General features: G+C 66.0%; 18 protein-coding genes. 6 read left to right on the forward strand and 12 right to left on the reverse strand.

What is annotated here, in order from left to right; translation table 11 throughout:
- Positions 1-20 precede the first annotated feature (20 nt).
- Entirely contained in the window at positions 21-734 is a 714-nt protein-coding gene (locus tag BI347_RS13195; protein ID WP_158020787.1) for a substrate-binding periplasmic protein, read from the reverse strand.
- Between the two features lie 454 nt (positions 735-1188).
- Here BI347_RS13195 and BI347_RS13200 point away from each other — a divergent pair, with 454 nt between their 5' ends.
- Positions 1189-1974, forward strand: coding sequence for a substrate-binding periplasmic protein (locus BI347_RS13200; RefSeq protein ID WP_071116051.1), 786 nt, complete (start codon positions 1189-1191; stop codon positions 1972-1974).
- Between the two features lie 61 nt (positions 1975-2035).
- Positions 2036-2794, forward strand: a complete 759-nt coding sequence (locus tag BI347_RS13205) for a YdcF family protein (protein ID WP_071114908.1) — start codon at positions 2036-2038, stop codon at positions 2792-2794.
- Here the strand turns inward: BI347_RS13205 and BI347_RS13210 are convergent.
- Positions 2770-3927 carry a multidrug effflux MFS transporter gene (locus BI347_RS13210; protein WP_071116052.1) on the reverse strand — a complete coding sequence of 386 codons (1158 nt, stop codon included), beginning with the start codon at positions 3925-3927 and terminating at the stop codon, positions 2770-2772. The genes BI347_RS13205 and BI347_RS13210 overlap by 25 nt on opposite strands.
- A gap of 94 nt (positions 3928-4021) precedes the next feature.
- Here BI347_RS13210 and BI347_RS13215 point away from each other — a divergent pair, with 94 nt between their 5' ends.
- Entirely contained in the window at positions 4022-4834 is an 813-nt protein-coding gene (locus tag BI347_RS13215; RefSeq protein ID WP_071116053.1) for an AraC family transcriptional regulator, read from the forward strand.
- On the opposite strand, the gene BI347_RS13220 is transcribed toward BI347_RS13215, so the two are convergent.
- The 7 genes from BI347_RS13220 to BI347_RS23980 all read right to left on the reverse strand — a co-directional run bounded on the left by BI347_RS13220 (position 4813) and on the right by BI347_RS23980 (position 14710).
- Positions 4813-5463, reverse strand: a complete 651-nt coding sequence (locus BI347_RS13220) for a hypothetical protein (protein WP_071116054.1) — start codon at positions 5461-5463, stop codon at positions 4813-4815. The genes BI347_RS13215 and BI347_RS13220 overlap by 22 nt on opposite strands.
- A gap of 66 nt (positions 5464-5529) precedes the next feature.
- Complete coding sequence (locus BI347_RS13225) at positions 5530-6888, reverse strand: alkaline phosphatase (RefSeq protein ID WP_071116055.1); 1359 nt, start codon at positions 6886-6888, stop codon at positions 5530-5532.
- Positions 6889-6908: 20 nt separating this feature from the next.
- A complete protein-coding gene (locus BI347_RS13230; RefSeq protein WP_071116056.1) occupies positions 6909-8369 on the reverse strand; it encodes an alkaline phosphatase in 1461 nt (486 codons plus the stop codon).
- Between the two features lie 117 nt (positions 8370-8486).
- The gene (locus tag BI347_RS13235; RefSeq protein WP_071116420.1) at positions 8487-9626 is read right to left on the reverse strand and encodes an HD-GYP domain-containing protein; all 1140 of its coding nucleotides are present in this window, start codon (positions 9624-9626) and stop codon (positions 8487-8489) included.
- 75 nt (positions 9627-9701) lie between these two features.
- The gene (gene hrpA, locus BI347_RS13240; protein WP_071116057.1) at positions 9702-13637 is read right to left on the reverse strand and encodes an ATP-dependent RNA helicase HrpA; all 3936 of its coding nucleotides are present in this window, start codon (positions 13635-13637) and stop codon (positions 9702-9704) included.
- A gap of 153 nt (positions 13638-13790) precedes the next feature.
- Complete coding sequence (locus BI347_RS13245) at positions 13791-14453, reverse strand: hypothetical protein (protein WP_139167216.1); 663 nt, start codon at positions 14451-14453, stop codon at positions 13791-13793.
- A 26-nt stretch (positions 14454-14479) separates the two neighbouring features.
- Positions 14480-14710: a hypothetical protein gene (locus BI347_RS23980; protein ID WP_158020788.1), complete on the reverse strand. Its 231-nt coding sequence runs from the start codon at positions 14708-14710 to the stop codon at positions 14480-14482.
- 82 nt (positions 14711-14792) lie between these two features.
- On the opposite strand from BI347_RS23980, the gene BI347_RS13250 reads away from it, so the two are divergent.
- Genes BI347_RS13250 through BI347_RS13260 form a run of 3 tightly spaced genes read left to right on the forward strand, consistent with a single transcriptional unit; the run spans position 14793 to position 17832 of the window.
- On the forward strand, positions 14793-16067 hold the full coding sequence (locus BI347_RS13250; protein WP_071116059.1) for a sensor histidine kinase: 1275 nt from the start codon (positions 14793-14795) through the stop codon (positions 16065-16067).
- Entirely contained in the window at positions 16064-17194 is a 1131-nt protein-coding gene (locus BI347_RS13255) for a histidine kinase (RefSeq protein WP_071116060.1), read from the forward strand. The genes BI347_RS13250 and BI347_RS13255 overlap by 4 nt, the downstream gene beginning before the upstream one ends.
- On the forward strand, positions 17191-17832 hold the full coding sequence (locus tag BI347_RS13260) for a response regulator (protein WP_071114969.1): 642 nt from the start codon (positions 17191-17193) through the stop codon (positions 17830-17832). Before BI347_RS13255 ends, BI347_RS13260 begins: the two co-directional genes overlap by 4 nt.
- A 19-nt stretch (positions 17833-17851) precedes the next feature.
- On the opposite strand, the gene BI347_RS13265 is transcribed toward BI347_RS13260, so the two are convergent.
- The 3 genes from BI347_RS13265 to BI347_RS13275 form a co-directional block, all read right to left on the reverse strand.
- Entirely contained in the window at positions 17852-19366 is a 1515-nt protein-coding gene (locus BI347_RS13265; RefSeq protein WP_071116061.1) for a methyl-accepting chemotaxis protein, read from the reverse strand.
- A 250-nt stretch (positions 19367-19616) separates the two neighbouring features.
- On the reverse strand, positions 19617-21692 hold the full coding sequence (gene pta, locus BI347_RS13270; RefSeq protein ID WP_071114971.1) for a phosphate acetyltransferase: 2076 nt from the start codon (positions 21690-21692) through the stop codon (positions 19617-19619).
- Between the two features lie 20 nt (positions 21693-21712).
- A complete protein-coding gene (locus tag BI347_RS13275; protein WP_071114978.1) occupies positions 21713-22906 on the reverse strand; it encodes an acetate kinase in 1194 nt (397 codons plus the stop codon).
- Between the last annotated feature and the right edge of the window lie 146 nt (positions 22907-23052).

Genomic DNA, 23052 nt, shown 5'->3' on the forward strand with positions numbered 1-23052 from the left:
GCGCGCGGTCGGATGCGAGCTTAGATCCCCAGCGGCTTCAGCATCTTTTCCAGCGTGCCGTCGCGTTGCATCGCATCCAGGCCGCGGTTGAAGGCCTGGATGCGCTTTTCTCCCTCCGCCTGGTTCCGGGCGATGCCCAGGCGCATCGGATAGGTGACGACCGCTGGCGGCAGCCATTCCAATTTTTCGGCCAGCGCGGCCAAGTTGCCGCGCAGCAGGTAGTTGGCGACGCCGTGGTCTATCAGCGCCAGGTCGATGTGGCGGGCGGCCAGCTTGGCGAGGTTGCTGGCGTCGCTCAAGGTTTCGTCGGTTTTCAGCCGCGCCTGTTCAAATGCCTCCGGATTGGCGTAGCCGCGCACCGTGCCTATGGTATAGGGCTTGAGGTCGCTCAGGCGCTGGTAGCGGATGGCGTCGCCGCTGCGTTTGAAGAGGCCGATATGGTTGTCGAGGAAAGGCTTGGAAAACAGGAAGCGCTGTTTGCGCTCAGCGGTTTCCCACAGGCCGATGATGCCGTCCAGCTGTCCGCTGCCGGCCTCGCTCATGGCGCGCGACCATGGCAGGTAGACGATTTTCGTTTGCAAGCCGGCGCGCTGGAAAGCCTCGCTGACGATGGCGACGGCCAGGCCGCCGCCGGGCAGGCGGGGAGACATATAGGGCGGGTATTCGGTGGCGCCCAGCACGATGGCGCCGGCGCGCGCCGCGCCGGCGCAGAAGGACAGCGAAATCACAAGCATGAGCGCGTATTTCCAGCTGGCCATTGCTTCTCCCATGGTCGCCGCCGCGCGGGCGGCCGCCGTCTGCCGTCATTCGAGTATAACGACAAACCTCCGCTGCGCGCACCGGGCCGGCTGGTCTTGTTCTGGGCGGCGCGCACCGCATCGCCCGCGAATTTCCGCCACTGGCGGCAAGTGCTGGGTTGCGGTGCTTGCAAATGGCGGGCCGTGCGGACACGCTTCCGATTTTGTTCGCAGCTGGTCGGCTGCATGGCGCCGCCAGGCGCTTCGCCGGACGCCGCGGACCCGCCGTGCAGGGTGTGGCGGCCGCGCATACGATGAAATGCTGATGCTTTCCGGCCGGCGTGGACGTTTGGCAAGCGTTTGACGAAAGGGCAGCCGCATGCGTTGCCGATTGAGTAAAGATGCTTCCTTCGCTAAATTCAAGACATACCCTCCTACAGCGCAGATCGCCATGAGTCGCTTGATCCTGCTGTTCGCCGCGCTGTTCGTCGTATGGATGCTACCGGCCGAGGCGGCGCGCTTGCCGGCGCTGGATATCCTGACCGAGGATGACCCGCCGCTTACCTTCAGCCAGAACGGCAAGCCATCCGGGCTGGTGGTCGAGGTGGTGCAGGAAATCCAGCGCCGCGTCGGCAGCCGCGATCCCATCTCCGTGATGCCCTGGGCTCGCGGCTACCGGCTGGCGCAAATTCAGGAAAACACCGCGCTGTTCAATACCAACCGGATAGGCGAGCGCGAGCATCTGTTCAAATGGGTGGGACCGGTCACCACGACCCTGGGCAGCTTCTTCGTCCGCAGCGACAGCAAGCTCAAGCTGGTTTCGCTGGACGATGCCAGAAAACTCAGCCAGATTCTGGTGGTGCGCGACTGGTATCTGCAGCTGATGTTGTCGGCGCAGGGATTTTCAAATCTCAGCGCCATCGCCACCCCCAACCAAATGGTGTCGATGCTGATGCACGGGCGGGCCGAGGTCATCGCCAGCGAGAACACCACCATGCCGACGCAATTGAGGCAGCTGGGCTATCAGCCCTCCGATGTGCACAAGGCTTACACCTTCGTCTACACCTCGGGCTATATCGCGTTTTCGCTCAAGACGTCGGATGCCGTGGTCAAGGCCTGGCAGCACGCGTTGGACGATATGAAACGGGATGGCAGCTTCGCCGCGATCTACCGCCGCTGGCTGCCCGGCGAACCTATGCCGGGCATGACCGCCAACCCGGACGAAAAAGTGAAGTAAGGGTTCGCCGTCGCTGCCGTTGCGCCGAGCGGGACGCCATTCCATTCGACAAGGGAGAAACATGTTCAGCCTCACTGTTTTGTGGCACCGCCTGCTGGGCGCGCTGTTGCTGCCGCCGCTGTTGAACCTACTGCCCATCGTGCTGGGCGCGGTGCTGGTGCGGCGCTGGCAGAGGATGGGCCGGCTGCTGCTGGCGTTCGGCGTGGTGCTGACTTACCTGCTTTCCATTCCGCAGACCGCCATCTGGCTGGCGCGGGATCTGGAGCGCTATCCAGTGATCCGCACCGCCGACTTGCAGGCGGTGGACGCCATCGTGGTGCTGGCCGGCGGCAAAAGGCCGGCGGCGGAGTATGGCGGCAATGCTCCGGGAAGCGACACGCTGGTCCGCTTGCGCTATGGCGCGTATCTGGCGCGCAATAGCGGCAAGCCGGTGCTGGTGACGGGAGGTTCTCCGGTGGGCGGGGAGTCGGAGGGCGCGGTGATGGCGAGCGCCATGCGTGACGATTACGGCATCCGGCCGCGCTGGGTGGAAAGCCGCTCCAACACCACGCTGGAGAACGCGCAATTTTCTGCCCAGATGCTGAAGGCGGCGGGCGTGCGGCGCATCGCCCTGGTCAGTCAAGGCTGGCATCTGGCGCGCGCGGTGCCTTTCTTCGAGCAGCAGGGCCTGCAGGTGCTGCCGGCCCCCACCAGCCTGATCCGCTATGATGGCGAGGGGGTATTTCTTTACATCCCCGCCAGCGGCGCCATGGCAGAGTGCCGCACCCTGCTGAGCGAACGGCTGAGCCGGCTGTTCTACCGCATCCGGCCGGCGGGTTGAGCTGCCGGGCGGCTTTGCCGCCATTGGCACAGCATGGCCAGCGCGGCGGCAAGCGCCAGCACCATCCCAAGTTGCTGCGCCAGACCGGCCAGCGCCAGGCCCAGGCTCAGCAGCAGGTAATAACCCAGGCCGAACAGCGCGCCGGCGCTGCCGGCCGCCGCGCGGTAGTTTTGCAGCGCCTGGCTCAGCACATTGGGAATGGCGATGCCGAAGGCGACCACCACGCCCATCATCGGCAGCAATAGCCACGCCGACCCGCCTATCGCCCAGACCGCGCAGCCGGACAAGAGCGCCAGCCGGCAGGCCATCCTGATCAGCCGTTGCGGCTGCCAGCCCTGTTGCAGCAAACGCCGGTTGAGCAGGCTGCCCAGCAGCGTGGCCAGCGCCAGCGTCGCGCCGGACCAGCCGAACTGCCGCGCGTTCCAGCCCAATTGGGCAAACAGGAAGGGCGCCAGACTGTAGTAGCTGAACAGCATGGTGTTGAACAGCGCCACCAAGCCGGCGTTGCGCCACAGGCTCGCATCGCGCAGCATTTGCCCCGCCAGCGGCAGCAGCGGGCTGTTATCGGTTTGCGCCGGGCGGGTTTCGCCCAGCTTGCGCCAGCATAGTCCCCACAGCAGCAGCGCCAGCATCAGCAGCGCGCAGAATACGCCCTGGTGGCCGTAGCGCTCGGCCAGCAGGCCGCCGCTGAAGAGGCCGAGCACCGGGCTGAGCGCCAGCGCCGCTCCCATCAGCGCAAACACCCGCGCCAAGGCTTGCTGCTTGTAGCTGTCGCGCAGCATGGTCTGGGTGACGACCGAGCCTACTGCCGCGCCCAGCGCGGAAACAACCCGCGCCAGCAGCAGCTGTTCGAAATCGGCGGCGCACATGGCCAGCGCGGCGCCGGCGCCGTAGCACAACAGGCCCAGCAGCATCGCCGGGCGGCGGCCCAGGATGTCGCTCAGCCGTCCCCACAACACCACGCCGCCGGCAAACGCCAGGAAGTAGATCGACAAGGTCTGCGCGGCGCGCGCCTCGCTTACCGAGAAATGGCTGGCGATGCCCGGCAGCGCCGGGCTGTAGATGGTTTCCACCAGCTGGGGAAACATCATCAGGGCGATCAGCAGCCACAATGGCGTGGATGGCTTGTTCATAAGATTTTCCTCTTCGATAGCTGATCGACAGTCTAGAGAGGAGGAATTTGTCTGATTACAATGTAAGAAACTTTAAATAGCAAAAATCGGACAAATGGCCCACATCCGCGCGGAGCATGAATTCAACGCCGACAGTCTGGAAGGCCCGGTGATCGGCATTGCCGCCGACATGGGCCGGCACGATTCCGGCCGCCATCTGCATCGCCGCCACCAACTGCTGTTCGCCGCCGCCGGCTGCATCATCATCGAGCTGGAGAAGACGCTGTGCCTGCTGCCGCCCACCCGCGCCGCCTGGATACCGGCCGGCACGCCCCACCGCGCGCTTATGCGCGGCGTGGTAGCCTACCGTTCCTTGTACTTCTCCGCTGATTTGCCGTTCTTTGCACCGCCCTTGCAGGTAGTGGCGGTGAATCCGCTGCTGCGTGAGGTGATAGAGCGGATGGCGTTCTGGGAGTGGGACCGGCCGGAACCGCAGCAGCGCAGCCTGCTGCAGGTGTTCGGCGAGGAAATGCAGGTGGCGCGGCGGGAAAGCTGGCAATTGCCGTTTCCCGTGGACGCGCGGCTGGGCGCGTGGCTGCGGGAGGTGAGGGATGGTGCCTTACCGCCTCGCTTGCGGCAGTTGACCGGCAGAATCGGCGCCTGCGAGCGCACCATCAGCCGGCTGTTTCTGCGCGAAACCGGCATGTCATACCAGGCCTGGCGCCAGCAGTGGCGTTTGTTGCGGGCGATGGAGCGGCTGGCGGAGGGCGGCGGCCTGAGCCGGGTGGCGCAGGAGCTGGAGTTCGCCAGCGACAGCGCCTTCATCGCCTTCTTCCGCCAGCACACCGGGCAGACCCCCTGGCGTTATCTGCAGGGCGGCGACGGATTGCCGCCGCCCGATCCTTGTCAATCCAGCGTGTCCAGGTAGTCGCGCGCCGGCCAGCCGGCGCTCTGCCGCCAGGGCAGCGGCGTGGATGGGGTCAGCGCCTGCGGCGTGACGCGTATGGTTTCACGCTGGCGGCTATCGGCCGAGCGTACTTCTATTTCCAGCGGCATCTGCCAGCGCCGGCTCCAGCGCAGCGTCTTGCCGCCCTCGGCGCTGGCCTTGCGGTATAGGGTGATGTCGGCGCTTTCCCGCCGGCGGGCAAAGCCCTTTAGCCGGGCGAGATCCACCAGCTGGCTGGCTTGCGGCCAGGAGCCGTTGAAGCCGACATCGCTCCATTCGCGCGGCGCCACCTGGATTCTCTCTTTCCTGCCGGAGTGGATGAATTCCAGTTGCGGCTGTCGCTTGCTGTCCAGCCAGACATGGCGAGGCGCGGCGGCGTAATCCAGATGCTGGTGGCCATCGTCGTCATGGCTTGCCTGGCCGGCGTTCAGGCGCTCGCGCCAGACATGTCCGCCCTGGCGTATCCATTTTTCGCTGTAGCGAGCGGTTTTTTCCACGCCGTCGGCGCCTAGGCTGACGGTTTCGTAACGCACCACCGCCTGCAGGTCGGGTGTCGCGGCCAGGGCTGCGGAGGCCAGCGCCGGCAGGGTGCAGATCAACAGGGTTTTCATTGGCGTTCCATTCGGCGAAAGGCAAAACCGCGCAGCCTGGCGGCCGCGCGGCGGCTGCGGGATGGCTTACAGGCCCAGCGCGCTCTTGAGCAGGCCGAATACCCGGGTATTGTCCATCACGCCCTTGAAGCCCTGGCTGCCGGCTCCGCCCGACATCAGCATCACGTCGCCGCCGCCATGGGTTTCGCTGGACAGGCGGATGCCGGTTTCCTGCTGATAGTCGTCGCCGGTGGCGGCGGCCGAGTCCACCGAAACGCGGCTGGGCTTGCGGTTGGGGCCATTGCCGAACACCAGGGTGGTGTAGACCGCGCCGTCGGCGTCCCTGGCCTCCTTGCCGTCCACATAGCTGCGCGAGACGTCGTGGATGGGATTGCCGCGCTTGGCGTAGCCGTTGATGGCGAGGGTGTGGTCGTGATCGGCGGTGACCACGATCAGGGTGTTGGACAGGTCCGCCTTGGCGAGCGCGGTCTTGATCGCCTCGTCGAAGGCGATGGTGTCGGCCAGCGCGCGCTTGGCGTTGGTGCCGTGCAGCGCGTGGTCGATGCGGCCGCCTTCCACCATCAGCACATAGCCCTTGCCGTTTTGCGACAGCAGGTCCATCGCCTTGGCGGTCATCTGGGCCAGGCTGGGCTGGTCAGCCTTGTTCCTCACCCGGTCCAGCTCGTATTCCAGATGGTCCTTGCCGAAGATGCCCACCAGCTTGCCGCCTGCCTTGGGGTTGAACGCCGCCAGTTCGCTGCCGGTCTGCGCCAGCTGGTAGCCCTGCCGCTGGAATTCCCGCAGCAGGTCGCGGCCGTCGGCGCGCTTGCCGCCCTGCGCTTTGGGCAGGAAGAACTTGGCGCCTCCGCCCATCAGCACGTCCAGGCCGCCGCCTAGCCGCGGGTTGTAGCCGGCGCCGCCCGGCACCGCCTGGGCGGCGATATCGGCTTCGGCGTCGCGGTGGCAGACGTGGGCGTAAGTGGCGGCCGGGGTGGCGTGGGTGACGCGGGTGGTGGTGACCGCGCCTATCGCCTTGCCCTGGGCCTTGGCCAGCTCCAGCAGGGTGGCGGCCGGCTGGCCGTTGAGCGCGCCGCAGTTGCCGCCGCCGTCGCTGTCGGGTTCGATGGCGCGGGTGTCGGCGCTCATGGATATCACTTCGTTGTTCATCTTGACGCCGGTCATATAGGCCGACATCGACGGCGCGCTGTCTGTGGTCTGGGCGTCGAGGGAGAAGGTCTTGACGCGCGCGGTGCGGCCAAGCGTCTCCATATTGAGCTTGCCGCCCTCGCCGTATTGGTAAATGCGCGCGGCGGTGACGGCGGCGGGACCCATGCCGTCGCCCAGAAAGAAGATCACGTTTTTCGCTTCGCCGGCGGCGCGCGCCGGAGCGGCTTGCAGCGCGGCCAGAAGGGCGGCTGCCAGCAGCGGTTTCATCACGGTTTGCATTGCTGTTTTCCTTGTTGTGCTTACAGGCCGGCGGCCTTCTTGACCAGGCCGAACACTTCTATGTTTTCCAGGAAGCCGTGGATGCTGTCGGCGCCCTGGCCGATGGCGCCGATGTAGACGTCGGCGCCGCCGTGGGTTTCGCCACCCGCCGGCATGCGTATCGCCGCCTCCTGGTGGTATTCATCGGCTGAAACGGCGTCGTCGGTCAGCGCCGCCGCGGCGCTGCGCTTGCCGGCGACGCGGTTTTCGCCGTTGCCGAAGCCGATGATGGTGTAGGGCATGCCGTCCAGGTCGGTCAGGCTCTTGCCGCTGACGTAGTCCTTGGCCAGGCCCAGCACGCCGGGATTGCCGGGCGCGGTCTTGCCGGTGCGCTTGGCGTAGCCGTTGAGCACCAGGGTGTGGTCGTGGTCGGCGGTGACGACGATCAGGGTGTTCTTCAGGCCGGGGTCGCGCTGCTGCATCGCGTCGATGGCGGCCTTGATCGCCTGGTCGAAAGCCACTGTGTCCTGCAAGGCTTTCTTGGCGATGGTTTCGTGCAACGCGTGGTCGATGCGGCCGCCTTCCACCATCAGGAAGAAGCCCTGCTTGCCCTGGCGGTTCGACAGCATGGCGATCGCCTTGCCGGTCATTTCGGCCAGGCTGGGCTCCTTGCGGCTGTCGCGGTCCAGGTCGTAGCTCATGTGGCTGCCGCTGAACAGGCCGACCGCGCGTTGCGTCTTGGCCGGGTCGATGGCGTCGAAGCCGGCCTTGTCTACGGCATAGCCGTAGCCGCTGGCTTTCAGTTCCGCCACCAGGTCGCGGCCGTCGGCGCGCTTGCCGCCGGCGGCCTTGGGCAGGAAGAACTGGCGGCCGCCGCCGAACACCACGTCCACGCCGTCCTTCAGGGCGCCGTTGTAGAGCGCGCCGCCGGGCACCAGCTGGGCGGCGATGTCGGCCTCGGCATCGCGGTGGCAGACATGGGCGTATGTGGCGGCAGGGGTGGCGTGGGTGACGCGGGTGGTGGTGACCACGCCGGTGGCCTTGTTGGCGGCCTTGGCCAGCTCCAGCAAGGTGGATGCCGGCTTGCCGTTGCCGGCGCCGCAATCGGAAACGAGGTCGGCGGTGGGGGGCTTGGCGACGGTGTCGGCGGACATCGAGATGACTTCGTTGTTCATCTTGACGCCGGTCATGTAGGCCGACATCGACGGCGCGCTGTCGGTGACCTGGGCGTCGTTGGAGAAGGTCTTGACGAAGCCGGATTCCGGCAGGGTGTCCATCGTCAGCTGGCCGTCTTCGCCCACGGCGTAGATGCGGGCGGCGGTGGTGGTGGCGATGCCCATGCCGTCGCCAAGGAAGAAGATCACGTTCTTGGCGGTGGCTGCGACGGGCGGGCGGTTTTCGGCGTTGTCCTGCGGACGGTTGAGGCCGCCTCCGCCGCCGCTATTGCAGGCGCTGACGCCCATTGCCATGAGCAGGCTGATGCTGAGACTGAAAGTGCGCATTTGAATAACCTTTTTTATTGAAAAATGCGCACAAATATTATTTTTTGAAGGTTTCTGCTCAAATACCTTAATATTAAGTTTTTTGGAATAAACAGTTAAATGTCATCTTGGCCGCGGTCAGCATTTCCACAGGTGGGCGAGGAAGGACACCCGCACCTTGGCATCGCCGGCGGGGCAGGGGGCGGTGACTTTCAGGCCGGGCTTGCCGGTGTCGCGCAGCAGCGGTTCGCCATAGGGCGGGCCGTCGGCGCGGCGGATGGCGGCGACTATCGGTTCGCTGGGCTTGGCGCCGGCGGAGATCACCACGCAGATCTCCTCGCTGGCGATGCGCACGAAGCTGCCGGGCGGGTAGATGCCCAGCATTTTGATCAGCATGGTGGTGAAGGATTGATCGAACTCGGTGTCCTTGCGCTGGAAGATGTGGCCCAGCGCTGCGGCGGGCAGCAAGGCCGAGCGGTAGCGTCGCGGCAGCAGCTTGGCGCAGGTGATGTCGGCCAGATGCAGCAGGTGGGCCGGCGGCAGGATCTGCTCCCTCGGCAGGCCGAAGGGGTAGCCGGTGCCTTGCCAGGACTCGTGATGGGTCTGCACCAGCGTGTGCCACAGCTGGTCTTCCACCCCGGCCTCGCGCAGGATGGCCGAACTCATGATGGGATGGTCGAGTATCGCCTGCCTCTGCGTGGTGTTGAGACGGTCCTGCTGGGAGAACAGCTCGTTCTGCAGCTCTATCTGGGAGATGTTCATCGTCAGCGCGGCGCAGATCAGCGTTTCGCGGTGGCGCGGCGGCAGCGGAATCTGGCGGGTGAGAATGGCCAGCAGCGCCGCGGTGTGCAATGAGTGGGCGACGCTGTATTCGGCGAACGGCACCAGGAAGATCGACGCGGTCAGCGCGTCAGGGTATTTTTCCGCCAGTTGGATCAGCGTCTGGGCGATCTCCATCACCTTGGCTTCCAGGCCGGGGGTGGCCAGCGCGTAATACAGCATGCTGCGCACCCGCTGCTGCAGGAAAGAGATGTCCTCGAACAGCGAGTGTTTCCGGCTGTCGTTGAGATTGGGCTTGTCTACCGGCTTGGCCGGGGAGCGGCCTTCGGCGAAACCCATGCTCAGCAGCTTCTGCTTCAGTTCCGGCGTCAGCACGTAATGGCCGCGCTTGAGCAGCAGAAAGCCGTTTTTGGAATAGACGTCCACCGGCAATTCCTTGCCGATGGACACCATGGCCGAATACACCTTGGCCGGTTTTTTGGTGGAGTCCACTGTCATGATGGTGGCCGCTTGCGGCGTCAATATTTACAGAATGATAATCTATTGTCATCGCAAGTTGGCAGTTTTCACCATCTATCTGGGCAACTCGCTCCAGACTTTCAACAGCCGCTTCACCGAGACCGGGTACGGTGTCTTCAATTCCTGGGCGAACAGGCCGACGCGCAGCTCCTCGAGCTGCCAGCGGAAGTCCAACAGCGCCTGGCTGGCTTCGCCGCTGTCCTGCTGTTCGGCGACGCGGGCTTCCCATTTCTGCCATAGGTCGCGGATCTCGGCGCCGCGCTGGCCGTCGCGTTGCGGGTTGGCCGGCTGCTTGTCCATGCGCAGGCTCATCGCGCGCATATAGCGCGGCAGGTTCGGCAACTGGCTCCACGGCGTGGCGGCGAGAAAGCCCTTGTAGACCAGGCGCTCCAGCTGCTGTTTCAGCTCGAAGCCCAGCTTGTGCTTTTGCAATTTGATGGTCAGCGGGCCGTACTCGCCGGCGATCTGGTTCAGGTATTGCGTCACCGCCTGGTTTACCGCCGGCAGCCGGGTGCGGGCGCGGTTCTTCTGCTCGTTGAACGCCTTTTCATTGCGCGGCAGCGCGTCCTCGCCGATGAAGGCGCGATCGCAGATGCAGGCGATGGCATCCAGCATCAGCTCGTCGACATTGGCCACCGCGCGCAGCTGCAGGCCGATCTGGGTGATGCCGGGCAGGCCCTTGCCCAATTGCTTCATCTGCTCCTTCAGCTGCAGCTGCAACAGCCGCACCACGCCCTGGCGGTGGTGGCGTTCCGCCGCCAGCTGGGTGTCGAACAGCCGGATCGCCACCTTGTCGTCCTCCAGCGTCAGCGCCGGATAGCCGGTGAGCTGCTGGCGACCGCGGGCGAACTGTATGCTTTCCGGCAGTTCGCCGAAGTCCCAGGCCTTGACGTCGTCGCGCTCGAAGTCGGCGCTGGTGTCGCGGAAGGTGAGCTGCGCCGCCTGGCCGAACTGCTTCTGCAGCGCGGCCAGATCCCGGCCCAGGCCGATTTCCTGCTTGCCGTCGTCTATCACGCGGAAGTTGAACTGCAGGTGTTCCGGCAACTCCTGCTTGTTGAAATCATCGACGTCCACCTTGACGCCGCCGGTTTCGCGCAGGATGAAGCGCGCCAGCTGCGGCGCGATCGGCTGCTGCATGTCCGGATTCGAGCTGAGGAAGCGGGTGACGAAGTCCGGCACCGGCACGCAACAGCGGCGGATCTGCTTGGGCAGGCCCTTGATCAGCTGCTGCAGCTTTTCGCGCGCCATGCCCGGCACCAGCCATTCGAACGGCGCCGGGGTCAGGCGGTTGAGAATGGCCAGCGGCACGTCCATGGTGACGCCGTCCAGCGGGTGCTTGGGCTCGAAGCGGTAGCGCAGCTTAAGCTTGCCGTCTTCCAGCTCCAGCCATTCCGGAAACTGGTTTTCCGTCACGTGCTGCGCGGCGTGGCGCATCAGCTCCTCGCGCGTCAGGTGCAAGAGCTTGGGTTCGGCCTTCTCCGCCTCTTTGCGCCAGGCTTCGAAGCTGGCGGCGTCCACCACCTCGGCCGGAATGCGCTCGCTGTAGAAGCCGTACAGCGCCTCCTCGTCCACCAGCACGTCCTGGCGGCGCGCCTTGTGCTCCAGCTGCTCCACTTCGCGGATCAGCTGCTGGTTGCGCTGGAAGAAGGGCGCGTTGCTGACGTAGTCCATATTCACCAGCGCGCCGCGGATGAACAGCTCGCGCGCCTCCTCCGGCGCGATGCGGCCATAGCTGACGGCGCGGCGCGGAATCAGCGTCAGTCCATACAGCGTCACGCGCTCGCTGGCGACGACTTCGCCGCGCGCCTTTTCCCAATGCGGTTCGAAGTAGTGATATTTGACCAGGTGCGGCGCCAGCTTCTCCACCCACTCCGGCTCGATCTTGGCCACGCAGCGCGCGTACAGCTTGGTGGTTTCCACCAGTTCCGCCGCCACCAGCCATTTTGGCTTGGCCTTTTTCAGGCCGGAGCCGGGGAAAACGTGGAAGTTGACGCCGCGGGTGCCCTGGTAGTCGTCGCCTTCCTGGTTCTTCATGCCGATGTTGCCGATCAGGCCGGTCACCAGCGCCTTGTGCAGATTCTCATACGCCACCGCGTCCAGCTGCAGGCGTTTTTTCTGCGTCATCTGCGCGTCCGGCTGCTCGGCGTCGGCGTGCGCCTGGTCGCGCTTGATCAGCCCCAGCTCGCTGGCGATCTCGGCCAGTTGCGCGTGCAGTTCGCGCCATTCGCGCAGCCGCAGGTAGGACAGGAAGTGCTCGTGGCAGGCGTTCACCAGCAGGCGGTTGGACTTCTTGTGCTTGAGCGCGTCGGAGAAGAAATCCCACAGGTGCAGGAAGGACAGGAAGTCGGACTTCTCGTCGTTGAAGCGCGCCTGGGCGCGTTCGGCGGCCTCGCGCGCTTCGAACGGCCGCTCGCGCGGGTCTTGTATCGACAGCGCGGCGGCGATGATCAGCACTTCGCGCACGCAGCCGAAGTCGCGGCCGGCGAGCAGCAGGCGGCCCACTTTCGGATCCACCGGGATGCGCGCCAGTTCCTTGCCGACGGCGGTGAGCTCGCCCTTGTCGTCCACCGCGCCCAGTTCGGTCAGCACCTGGTAGCCGTCGGCGATCAGGCGGCTGGACGGCGCTTCCAGGAAGGGGAAGGCATCAACTTTGCCCAGCCGCAGCGCGGCCATGCGCAAGATCACGGCCGCCAGGTTGGAGCGGACGATTTCGGGATCGGTGAACGGCGGGCGGGCGTTGAAGTCGTCCTCGGCGTACAGGCGCACGCAGATGCCTGCGGCCACCCGGCCGCAACGGCCGGAACGCTGGCGCGCGGCGGCCTGCGAAATCTTCTCGATCTGCAGCTGCTCCACTTTGGCGCGCGGGCTGTAGCGGTTCAGGCGCGCGAGGCCGGTGTCGATCACGTACTTGATGCCGGGCACCGTCAGCGAAGTCTCGGCCACGTTGGTGGCCAGCACGATGCGCCGTCCGCCGGACGGCTTGAAGATCTTTTGCTGGTCTTCGTTCGACAGGCGGGCGAACAAGGGCAGGATTTCATAGCCGCGGATGCCGGACTTGCGCAGCTTCTCCGCGGTTTCGCGGATTTCGCGCTCGCCGGGCAGGAACACCAGCATGTCGCCGGGGCCCTGGCGCGACAGCTCGTCCACCGCGTCGACGATGGCGTCCTCCATCTCCATCTCGCGCTCGTCCTCGTCGCGCTGCTTCAGCGGCCGGTAGCGCACTTCCACCGGGAAGGTGCGGCCGGATACCTCGATCACCGGCGCGCCGTCGAAATGGCGGGCGAAGCGGTCGGCGTCGATGGTGGCGGAGGTGATGATGACTTTCAGGTCAGGCCGGCGCGGCAACAGCTGCTTCAGATAGCCCAGCAGAAAGTCGATGTTGAGGCTGCGCTCGTGCGCCTCGTCGATGATGATGGTGTCGTAGGCTTCCAGATGGCGGTCGGTCTGCGTCTCCGCCAGCATGATGCCGTCGGTCATCAGCTTGATGACCGATTTCTCGGACAGCTTGTCGGTGAAGCGGATCTTGAAGCCGACGTGTTCGCCCAGTTGCGAACCCAGCTCCTGCGCGATGCGCGTCGCCACCGAGCGCGCCGCCAGCCTCCTGGGCTGGGTGTGGCCGATCAGGCCGAACACGCCGCGGCCCAATTCCAGGCAGATCTTGGGAATCTGCGTGGTTTTGCCTGAGCCGGTCTCGCCGCAGATGATCACCACCTGGTTTTTGTCTATCGCCTCTTTGATGTCGGGGAGCTTCTGATTGACCGGCAGCGCGTCGTCGAACTCGGGCTTGGGCAGATGGGCGCGGCGGGCGTCGGCGCGCGCGCGCGAGCGTTCCACCTGGGCGGAGATATCCTCCAGCAGCTTGTCGGCGGGCTGATTGCGCTTCAGGCGGTCGGCGGCGTCGGCCAGCTTGCGGCGCAGGATGTGGCGGTCGCGGATCAGACAGCAGGACAAGGCGGATTTGAGTTCGGCAAGGCGAGTGGCGGGTGTCATCGGCGAAAGAGCGAGGGATTGCAGGAAAGCGCAGATTATAGCAGAGCCGGCGGCGGCGGCTTGCAATCAGGCGTCCGCGTGAAAGTTATATATAACAAAATTCAAGTGGCTAGCCATTCAACATCGCCGGGGCGCTCGCCCCGGCATGTTCCATCAGAACGCGTAGGACAGGCCCACCCCGGCGCTCAGCCGGAAACGGGTGCCGCCCAGATCGTGGCCCAGCTTCTGCTGCGCGGCCGCCAGATCCTGAGCGTTGACGCCGGCTGCTGGATTCAGCGTCGCCTTGCCGCCAAACTGGAGCTGCGCGCCCAGGTCGGTGGTGACGCGCCAGGCCGATGCGCCCGGCACGGCGAAGTCCCAGCCGACGCCAAGATAAGCCCCCAGTTGCTGGTATTCCATCTTGCCGGTCAGCGGCCCGGTGGCGGACGCGGCATAACTATTGCCGCCTAGCGTGTAGTTGCCCGCGCCATTGGCGGCGAAGTTCAGATCTTCCCGGGGTTTGCCGGACAGCGTCAGGCCGCCGCTCAGTCTGAAGCCGCTGTCGCTGACCGGGCGCCAATCCAGGCTGGCCGCCAATCCGGGGTTGGGCTTGGACTTCAGCTGGTATGGCGTGCCGTCCAGCATCTTGTCTTGCTTGTAGCGAAAGGTGTCGGCAACGCCCAGGCGCAGCGTCAGGCCGTTGTCCAGGGAGCGGCCGACTCCTAGCTCCACGCCGGTGCCCAGTTTGGCGTAGCCGAAGGTGTCGTCGGCGCGCGCGGCTGTCAGGTGCAGCATGGCCAGCGCGCCGCAGGCCGTCATCGCGAATTTAGCTTTCATGGCAATCCTCATCGTTGATTGAAGGCTCAGGCGAGCCGGGTATTCGCATTGTCGCGGCAGGCCATGCTGTCCGCATGTGCCGAAAGATAGAGACGGCGGCCATGACTAACGGCACTCCCGGCGCGCTGCGGCGAGCGGCAGACTTCTTGCCAATACAAGCGGGAGAGCGGGATGCTGGAAGGGTTGAGATGGGCGGCGTGGCCGTTGGCGCATGGTTGGGCCAGGCCGGGATTCTGCATGAAGAGCGCATGCTGCATGACATATGCCTTGTGCTACGCTGGCGCATGTTGCGCGGCATGGGCCGCGCTTTTCATCTTGACGCGAAAAAACGTCTTCTCCATGCGACCTTATCTCCATGCCATCGGCTCCGGTCCCGCCTGGTTCAGGCGCGCGCTGCTGCTGGCTTGCGCGCTGATGCTGGCGGCTGGCGTAGCCGATTTATGGCCCCTGCCCGAAGCGGCGCTGCGCGAGCAGGCCGCTGCCTGGCTGTGGCCGGCCCGGCTGAGCCATGGCCTGCGGGCTTGGCTGAGCTTGCGCGACGCGGCTCTGCTGGCATTCGCGGCGCTGATGCTGCTATTCATGCTGGCGCTGTGGCGCTGCTTGTCCAAAGAGGCGCCGCCATGGCGATGGTGGCCATGGCTGGCCGCGCAGATGCTGATCGCGGCAGTGCTGGAACCGTGGACCGAACCTGGCCTCGGCTATCTGGTGGCGGCCGAATTGGCTTTCCTGTTGCCTTGGCGCGGAGCGGCTGCAGGCGCGCTGCTGCAGGCGGGCTTGATCGATGCGGCCTTGCTGCCGTACCTGGCGCGAGTGGGTGACGGCCATCCGGCCTGCAATATCGCCGGCGCGTTGCCGCCGCCGTTCTGGACGGTGGCCGCGCTGGACTGGCTGCAAGGATTGGTCTTCCAGGCTTTCGCCTTTTGCGTAGGTTACGGCTGGTCGGAAGCGCTGCGCGGCCGGCATCGGCAAGCGCAGGCCAATGCCGAGCTGCAGGCGACGCAATTGCTGCTGACCGAGGCGGTGCGCGAGGCCGAGCGCGCGCGCATTGCCGAAGGACTGGGGCGGCTGGCGGCGGATCAGTTGGCGGCCTTGCAGCTGCAGCTGAGATTGGCTGAGGCGAAGCTGGGCGGCGAGGCGGACGAGCGGATAGCCGCCGCGCGCGCGGGGGCGAACCGGCTGCTTGAGGAACTGCGGGGCGCCAGCCGCGTGGAAGCTGCGGCGAGCATGGATTTGCGGGCGGCGCTGAATACCTTGTGCCGCGGCATCCCCATGCCGCTGGTCAGATTGGATATGGAGGATAAGTTGACGCTGAACGAGCCGGCGCTGGCGCACGCGATTTTTCGCAGCGTACAGGAAGCCTTGAGCAATGCGCTGCGGCATTCCGGCGCCGCGCGCGCGGTGGTGAGGCTGGAGCGATCGGGCGCCGGCGTGGCGGTGACGGTCAGCGATAACGGCAAGGGGCTGGCTGCGCCGGAGGCGAACCAGGCGGGCAATGGGCTGACCGGCATGCGCGAACGGGTGGAGGAGCGGGGCGGCACGCTGGACATCCTGTCGCCGGCATCCGGCGGCTGTTGTCTGCGCATCTGGCTGCCGCTTTCGTCGGAGGCATCATGAGCGGGAAGATGACGCCGTCGCCGTTGGCCCTGTTCCGGGTGGTTGGCTTGGCCGCTTGTCTGGCTTTGGCGCTGCAGCAGATCGCCATCCTGCTGCCCATCAGCCAGGCCGGATTACTCCATTTGCGCGAACGACTGCCGCTGTTGGCGGGACCGGCCATCGGCCTGGGCGGGGTAGTGGCGGCCTACGGCTTGGGTTTTGCGCTGTTTGGCTGGGCCTTGTGGCGGGCTAATGCGGTCGGCCCGAGCGCGCCAGGGTCGAGGGCGAAAGCCGGCCTGGTGGTTTTGCAAATCGCGCTGGCCCTGCTGACGAGCGACAAGCTGCTGTTGCTGACCGCCGCCGAACTCGCGCTATTGTTTCCGCTGCGCGCTGCCTGGCTTGGCTTGGCCGGGCAGGTGGCGGCGGCGCTGCTGGCGTGCGCCTGGCAGATTCCGCGCCTGCCCGCGAATGAACTGATGTGCAATGTCAGCGGTTCCAATGTTCAAGCCTCGCCGTTGGAGCAGCGACGTTGGCTGCTTTGGCAGGATGCCGTCGTCGGCGGCGGTTTTCAGGTGCTGACCTTCGGCATTGGTTGCCTGGGCGCGGCGGAACGCCGCCGCCGCGCGCAACTGGAGGCGACTCGCGCCAGCCTGCTCGCCGTCCGGCAACTGCTGGCCGGCGCGGCCGGCAACGGCGAGCGGGTGAGGGTGGCCCGGGAATTGCATGATGGCATCGGCCATCATTTGTCCGCCTTGAATCTGCAACTCGAGCTGCTGTTGCGGCGGGGGGCTGGCGAGGCCGATGCGGCGCTGCGCGCGGCGCAGCAGGCTGCGCGGCAGATGCTGGCCGAGGTGAGGACGCTGGTGGGAGTGGAGCGGCGGCAACAGCAAGCGCCGTTGGCGGAGGCGCTGCGCTTGTTGTGCGCGGGCGTCCGGCCGCAAGCGGAGCTGGTACTGGAGCCGACGCCGGCGCTGACAGACGATGCGGCCTGGCGGGCACTCGCCGTGGCTCGCGAGGCGTTGGACCGCGCAGGCGGTCGGTCTTGCCGCTTGTGGCTGCGGGGGCTGGGCGAGGGCGGCGCGGAGTTGTGTTTGTCGATGGAGGGCGAAGGCGAGTGGACGACTGTGTGGCGGGAGGCTGCAAGATGATACGCGTCGGACTGGTTGACGATCAGATGCTGGTGCGCAGCGGCATCCGCGGTTTGCTGGAGCTGACCGGAGACATCCGCGTGGCGCTGGAGGCGGCGGATGGGATGGAGGCGCTGGGCTTGCTGCTGGAAGAGGTGCCCGATGTGCTGCTGCTGGACGTGCGGATGCCGGGCATGTCCGGCATCGAGCTATTGCAGGCCTTGCAGGCGCGCGGCGGCATGCCGCCGACCTTGCTGCTGACCACGTTCGACGACGACGAGGCGCTGTTGGCCGGCATGCGCTTGGGCGCGCGCGGCTTCCTGTTGAAGGATATTTCGCTGGAGCGGCTGGCGCAGGCGATCAGGAGGGTAGCGGCGGGGGAAACCTTGTTCCGCCCGGGGCTGACCGAACGGGTGCTGGATGGCGTGCGCGGCGGCGGCGCGGCCTTTCCGTCACTGGACCTGCCGGAGAGGCTGACCGGCCGCGAGGTGGAAGTGTTGGCGCTGATGGCGGGCGGCTTCAATAACCGGGAGATTGCCGAGGCGTTGGGGCCGAGCGAAGGCACGATCAAGAATCACGTCTCCAGCATCCTGTCCAAGCTCGGTGTCCGCGACCGGGTGCGCGCGGTGTTGCGCGCGCTGGAGCTGGGCTACATCTGAGCCCAGCCCGCCTTCCGTTTCAGCTCCAGCTCGGATCGCGCCGCTCTGAGGCCTGCGTGCTGGCCGGCTCCTGCCGGCTCACCGCCTGATGCAGCTTCTCCATCTGCGCGTCCAGCCGGCGGATGGCCTCGGCGATGTTCTGGGTTTCGCCGGACAGGCTGCGAGTGGATTCGCCGACGGCTACGATGTCGCCGGCGAATTGCGAGAAGCCCTGGTTCTGGCTGGCTTCCGCCTGCGACACCTGGCCCAGCAGGCCGGCCAGCTCGCCGGTTTCGCGGATGATGCCGGAGAGTTTGTGTTGCGCGTCCTGGGCGTTGTCGCGGCCGGCCTGCATCTGGCGGCTGCCGTCGCGCATCGCCACCAGCGCCTGGTTGGTGCCGTCGACTATCACCTTGATCTTGCTTTCGATGTCCTGGGTGGCGTTCTGAGTGCGCTCCGCGAGCTTTCTCACCTCGTCGGCCACCACCGCGAAGCCGCGGCCCAGCTCGCCGGCGCGCGCGGCCTCGATGGCCGCGTTCAGCGCCAATAGATTGGTCTGGTCGGCGATGTCGCGGATCAGCTGCACGATGCCGCTGACTTCGGCGCTGCGTTGGCCCAGTTCCTCCAGCCGGCCGGCGGCGCGGCCTATCACTTCGCCGGCTCGGCCCAGTTGCGTCACCGCCTGGTCCATCGCCTCGCCGCCGGCCAGCGCCGCGCTGCCGGCGGTTTGCGCCAGCTGGGTGGCGGTGGTGGACTGCTCGGCGTTCTGGCTGGTGACTACCGCCATCTGCTGCGCCACCACCACCATGTCTTCCGAGCGCCCGCGCTGCTCGGCCATGGTGAGAGCCATGCTGCCGGTGCTGTCGGCGATCTGGCGGCTGGCGCTGGAGGCGTCGCGGATGGAGCGGCTGATCTGCTCCATCATCCGCGACAGCGCCTGGCTGGCGCGTTCGGCGTCCTGGCGCGCGCTTTCCAGTTTTTCAAAGCTCTTGCTCTTGGCCTTGTCGAAGGCCAGCGCCAAGACCAGCACCACCAGCGACAGGCCGGCCAGCGACTTGGCCTGCAGCTTGGGCAACTCGTCGTGGGGCAGCGGGCTGGGCGGAATGCCGCCGGGCGTCGACGACAGCCACATCACGACGCCGACGGCGATCAGCGACATCGCCAGCCAGAACATGCCGGAGCGGCGGGTGCCGATGAATACTGCGGTGAAGGGGATGGCGGCGAACCACATCAGGCTGGTGGACAGGATGCCGCCGTTGACATACACCATCCAGCACACCATCGCGTACATGCAGCTGGTGATGAATTCGGCGGTGAAGCGCACCGCGCCGCTGAGCCTGAGCAGCAGCGGGCCGCACAAGAGGCCCAGCCCGCCCAGCGCGATGCCCTCGGCCATCGGGTAATGGCCCAGCATCAGGTATTCGACGGCAAACAAGGGCGCCATCAGGCCTGCGAGCAGGCCGACGCCCACTACGGTGCGGGCGCGTATCGCCTGCTCCGGTGCCTGGCGCACTGCGTCAGGCATGAACCATTCTGTGATGGCCTGTATCGACATGGATTCCCCTCCAAGGATGTCCCAGATTGAATCGCCCTGATTTGTAAGGTTTTATTGACCGGGCGTGATGGCAGCCACTTTAAAACAAATGTTTGATCAGCGGCAATATGCACATCGGGTCCGGCATGAGAAAAATTGCCGGGAGGCGCGGGACGGAGCGGGATGCCGGCGCAAAGTCCGGTTGCTGCAGGATATGAAAAATGCCGCTCGCGGCAAGCGCGAGCGGCATCGGCCAGCAGCAGGGGCGGGATCAGCCTTGCTGTTCGGCTTGCAGCGCGGTCAGGGCGATGGTGTAGACGATGTCGTCCACCAGCGCGCCGCGCGACAGATCGTTCACCGGCTTTCTCAGGCCCTGCAGCATCGGGCCCACCGACACTACGTTGGCGGAGCGCTGCACCGCCTTGTAGGTGGTATTGCCGGTGTTAAGATCCGGGAACACGAACACGGTGGCGCGGCCGGCCACCTGGCTGTCCGGCGCCTTCTGGCGGCCGACCGATTCAACCGACGCCGCGTCATACTGCATCGGGCCGTCTATCAGCAGGTCCGGACGCTTTTCGCGCGCGATGCGGGTGGCTTCGCGCACTTTTTCCACGTCGCTGCCGCTGCCGGAGGAGCCGGTGGAGTAGGAGATCATCGCCACGCGCGGGGTGATGCCGAAGGCAGTAGCCGAGTCCGCCGACTGGATGGCGATGTCGGCCAACTGTTCTGCGGTCGGGTCCGGGTTCACCGCGCAGTCGCCGTAGACGTACACCTGCTCCGGCATCAGCATGAAGAACACGCTGGAGACAATGCTGGAGCCCGGAGCGGTCTTGATCAGTTGCAGCGCCGGGCGGATGGTGTTGGCGGTGGTGTGCACCGCGCCCGACACCAGGCCGTCGACTTCGTTCAACGCCAGCATCATGGTGCCCAGCACCACGGTGTCTTCCAGTTGCGCCTGCGCCATCGGCGCGTTCAGGCCTTTGCCCTTGCGCAACTCCACCATCGGGTCGACGTACTGGCCGCGGATTTCGTTGGGGTCCAGAATCTCGACCGACGCCGGCAGAACTACGCCCTGGGCCTCGGCCACTTGCAGGATTTCGGCGCGGTTGCCCAGCAGCACGCAGCGGGCGATGCCCTTTTCCTGGCAGATGGCGGCGGCCTGGATGGTGCGCGGCTCGTTGCCTTCCGGCAGCACGATGCGCTTGTTGGCCTTGCGCGCCTTCTCCATAAGCTGGAAGCGGAAGGCCGGCGGCGGCAGGCGGATTTCGCGCGGCTCGCCTACGCGTTCTTTCAACGAGGACACGTCCAGATGCTCGGCGACGTGTTCGATCACCTTTTCCATCCGCTCCAGGTCGTCGGACGGCACTTGCGGGCTCATCGCGGTCAGCGCGCTGCTGGTGTCCATGGTATTCATCGCCGTGGCCATCACCGGCAGGCCGCCGGTGAAAGCCTGATGGCACAGTTGCTGGATGCGCGGATCGGGCTCGGAGTCGCAGGTGAGCAGCAGGCCGGCCAGCGGCACGCCGTTCATCGCCGCCATCGAGGTGGCCATCACCACGTCTTCGCGTTCTCCCGGGGTGATGATCAGCGCGCCCGGCTTCAGCAATGACACGATGTTCGGCGCGGTGCGGGCAGTCACCACCATGCTGCGCACGCGGCGGCTGGACTGCTGGCCGGCGTGCAGCACGCGGGCGTTCAGCTGGCGCGCCACGTCCAGCGCGCGCGGCGCCAGCAAGTCGGGCTGGTGCGGGATCACGCCCAGCAGCGGCAGGCCGGCCTTCTTCAGGCTGCCGACCTGCTGGATTTCTCCGGCCAGTTGCTTGCGGTCCGCGCCCTGCGGCGCGTGGTTGAGGATGTAGCCGGCGACGGCCTGGGCGCCGAATGCCTGGATGCTCATCTCCAGCTGTTCGGCGATCTCGGCGGCGCTGTGGCCGCTGGCGGAGCTGACCAGCACAGTCTGCGCCTGCAGGTTGCGCGCGATCTTGGTGTTGAGGAAGGTGGAGAAAACCTGCTTCTGGTCGGGTACCAGGCCCTCCACTATCACCACGTCGACATTCTGCGAAGCTTGCTGGTACAGGCTGACCACTTCTTCCATCAGTTGGTCCACCTGGCCTTGCGACAGCAGGTGCTCGACGCGCTCCATGCTGATCGGCTGCGGCGGATTCAGGCGGCAGATGGCGTGGGCGAAGTGGGTGGAGCGTTCCGCTTCGTCGCCATGGGTGCCCTGGGCGATGGGCTTGAGGAAGCCGACGCGCAGGCCGGCCTGCTCCAGCGAGCGGATCGCGCCCAGCGACACCGAGGTCAGGCCGGCGTTGAAGCCGGTCGGGGCAAGGAAAAACGTTTGCATCTTGATTACCTTCGTGCGGCTCAGGCGCCCAGGCCCACCAGGCGGGCGGTGTCCTGCGCGATCATCAGTTCTTCATCGGTGTTGATCACCAGCGCCGGCACGGAGTCTGCGGTGGTGATGCGGCCGGCGTTGCCGCGGATGCAGGCCCGGTTGGCGTCGTCGTCCAGTTTCAGGCCCAGGAAGCCCAGCTGCTTGATCACCGCTTCGCGCAGGAAGGACGAGTTCTCGCCGATGCCGCCGGTGAACAGCAACGCGTCCAGGCGGCCCAGCGCCACGGTCAGCGCGGCGATGTGCTTGGCCAGGCGGTAGGCGAACACTTCCAGCGCGACGATGGCGCCCTGATGGCCGTTCTGCGCGGCTTCTTCCAGCTCGCGGCAGTCGTTGGACAACTCGGACAGGCCCAGCAGGCCGGATTTCTTGTTCAACAGGTCGGTGACGCCGTTGATGTCCAGGCCCAGCTCGGAAGCCAGGTAGCTGAAGATGTTGCCGTCGATGTCGCCGGAGCGGGTGCCCATCACCAGGCCTTCCAGCGGGGTCAGGCCCATGGTGGTGTCCACGCCCTTGCCGCCCAGAATGGCGGTGGCCGAGGCGCCGTTGCCCAGGTGGGCGCAGACCATCGCGGTTTCTTCCAGCGGCTTGCCCAGCATCTTGGCGGCCTCGGCGGCCACGTAGCGGTAGCTGGTGCCGTGGAAGCCGTAGCGGCGCACGTTGTGCTCGCGGTACAGCGACATCGGCACCGCGTACAGATAGGCCTTGCGCGGCATGGTCTGGTGGAAGGAGGTGTCGAACACCACGGTCTGCGGCAGGCCGGGGAACTGTTCGATGGCGGTGCGGATGCCCAGCAGGTGGGCCGGGTTGTGCAGCGGCGCCAGTTTGGCGCAGCGTTCTATCTCGGCGATCACTTCATCGGTGATCAGCGCCGATTCCTTGAAGACCTCGCCGCCGTGCACCACGCGGTGGCCGATGGCCTTGACGCTGTCCAGCAGCGACAGCTGCTGCAGCTTTTCCAGGATGGCGTGCATGGCGCCGGAGTGGTTGCCTTCCTGCAACGCCAGGGTGTCCTTGGCGCCGTTGAACTTGAAGCTGATGTAGGCGTCGGCCAGGCCAAGCTTTTCCGCCAGGCCGGTCAGGCAGGCTTGGTGGTTCTGGCTGTCGATCAGCGCGAATTTCAGGGAAGAGCTACCGCAATTGATGACGAGGATGCTGGAATTCATAGGTTTGAACATGTAATTTGAAAAAAACGGATGAAATCGGTGAAAAAATCCATGGTGACGCGTTTGCGCTCAATTAACTGCCGCAGACTGCCGGCTTGCCAGAGGGCGCTCCGGCGGCGGCCTTCTTACCGTGTGGTAGCGTATCG

Origin of the sequence: Chromobacterium sphagni (assembly GCF_001855575.1) — a bacterium.
GTDB lineage: Bacteria > Pseudomonadota > Gammaproteobacteria > Burkholderiales > Chromobacteriaceae > Chromobacterium > Chromobacterium sphagni.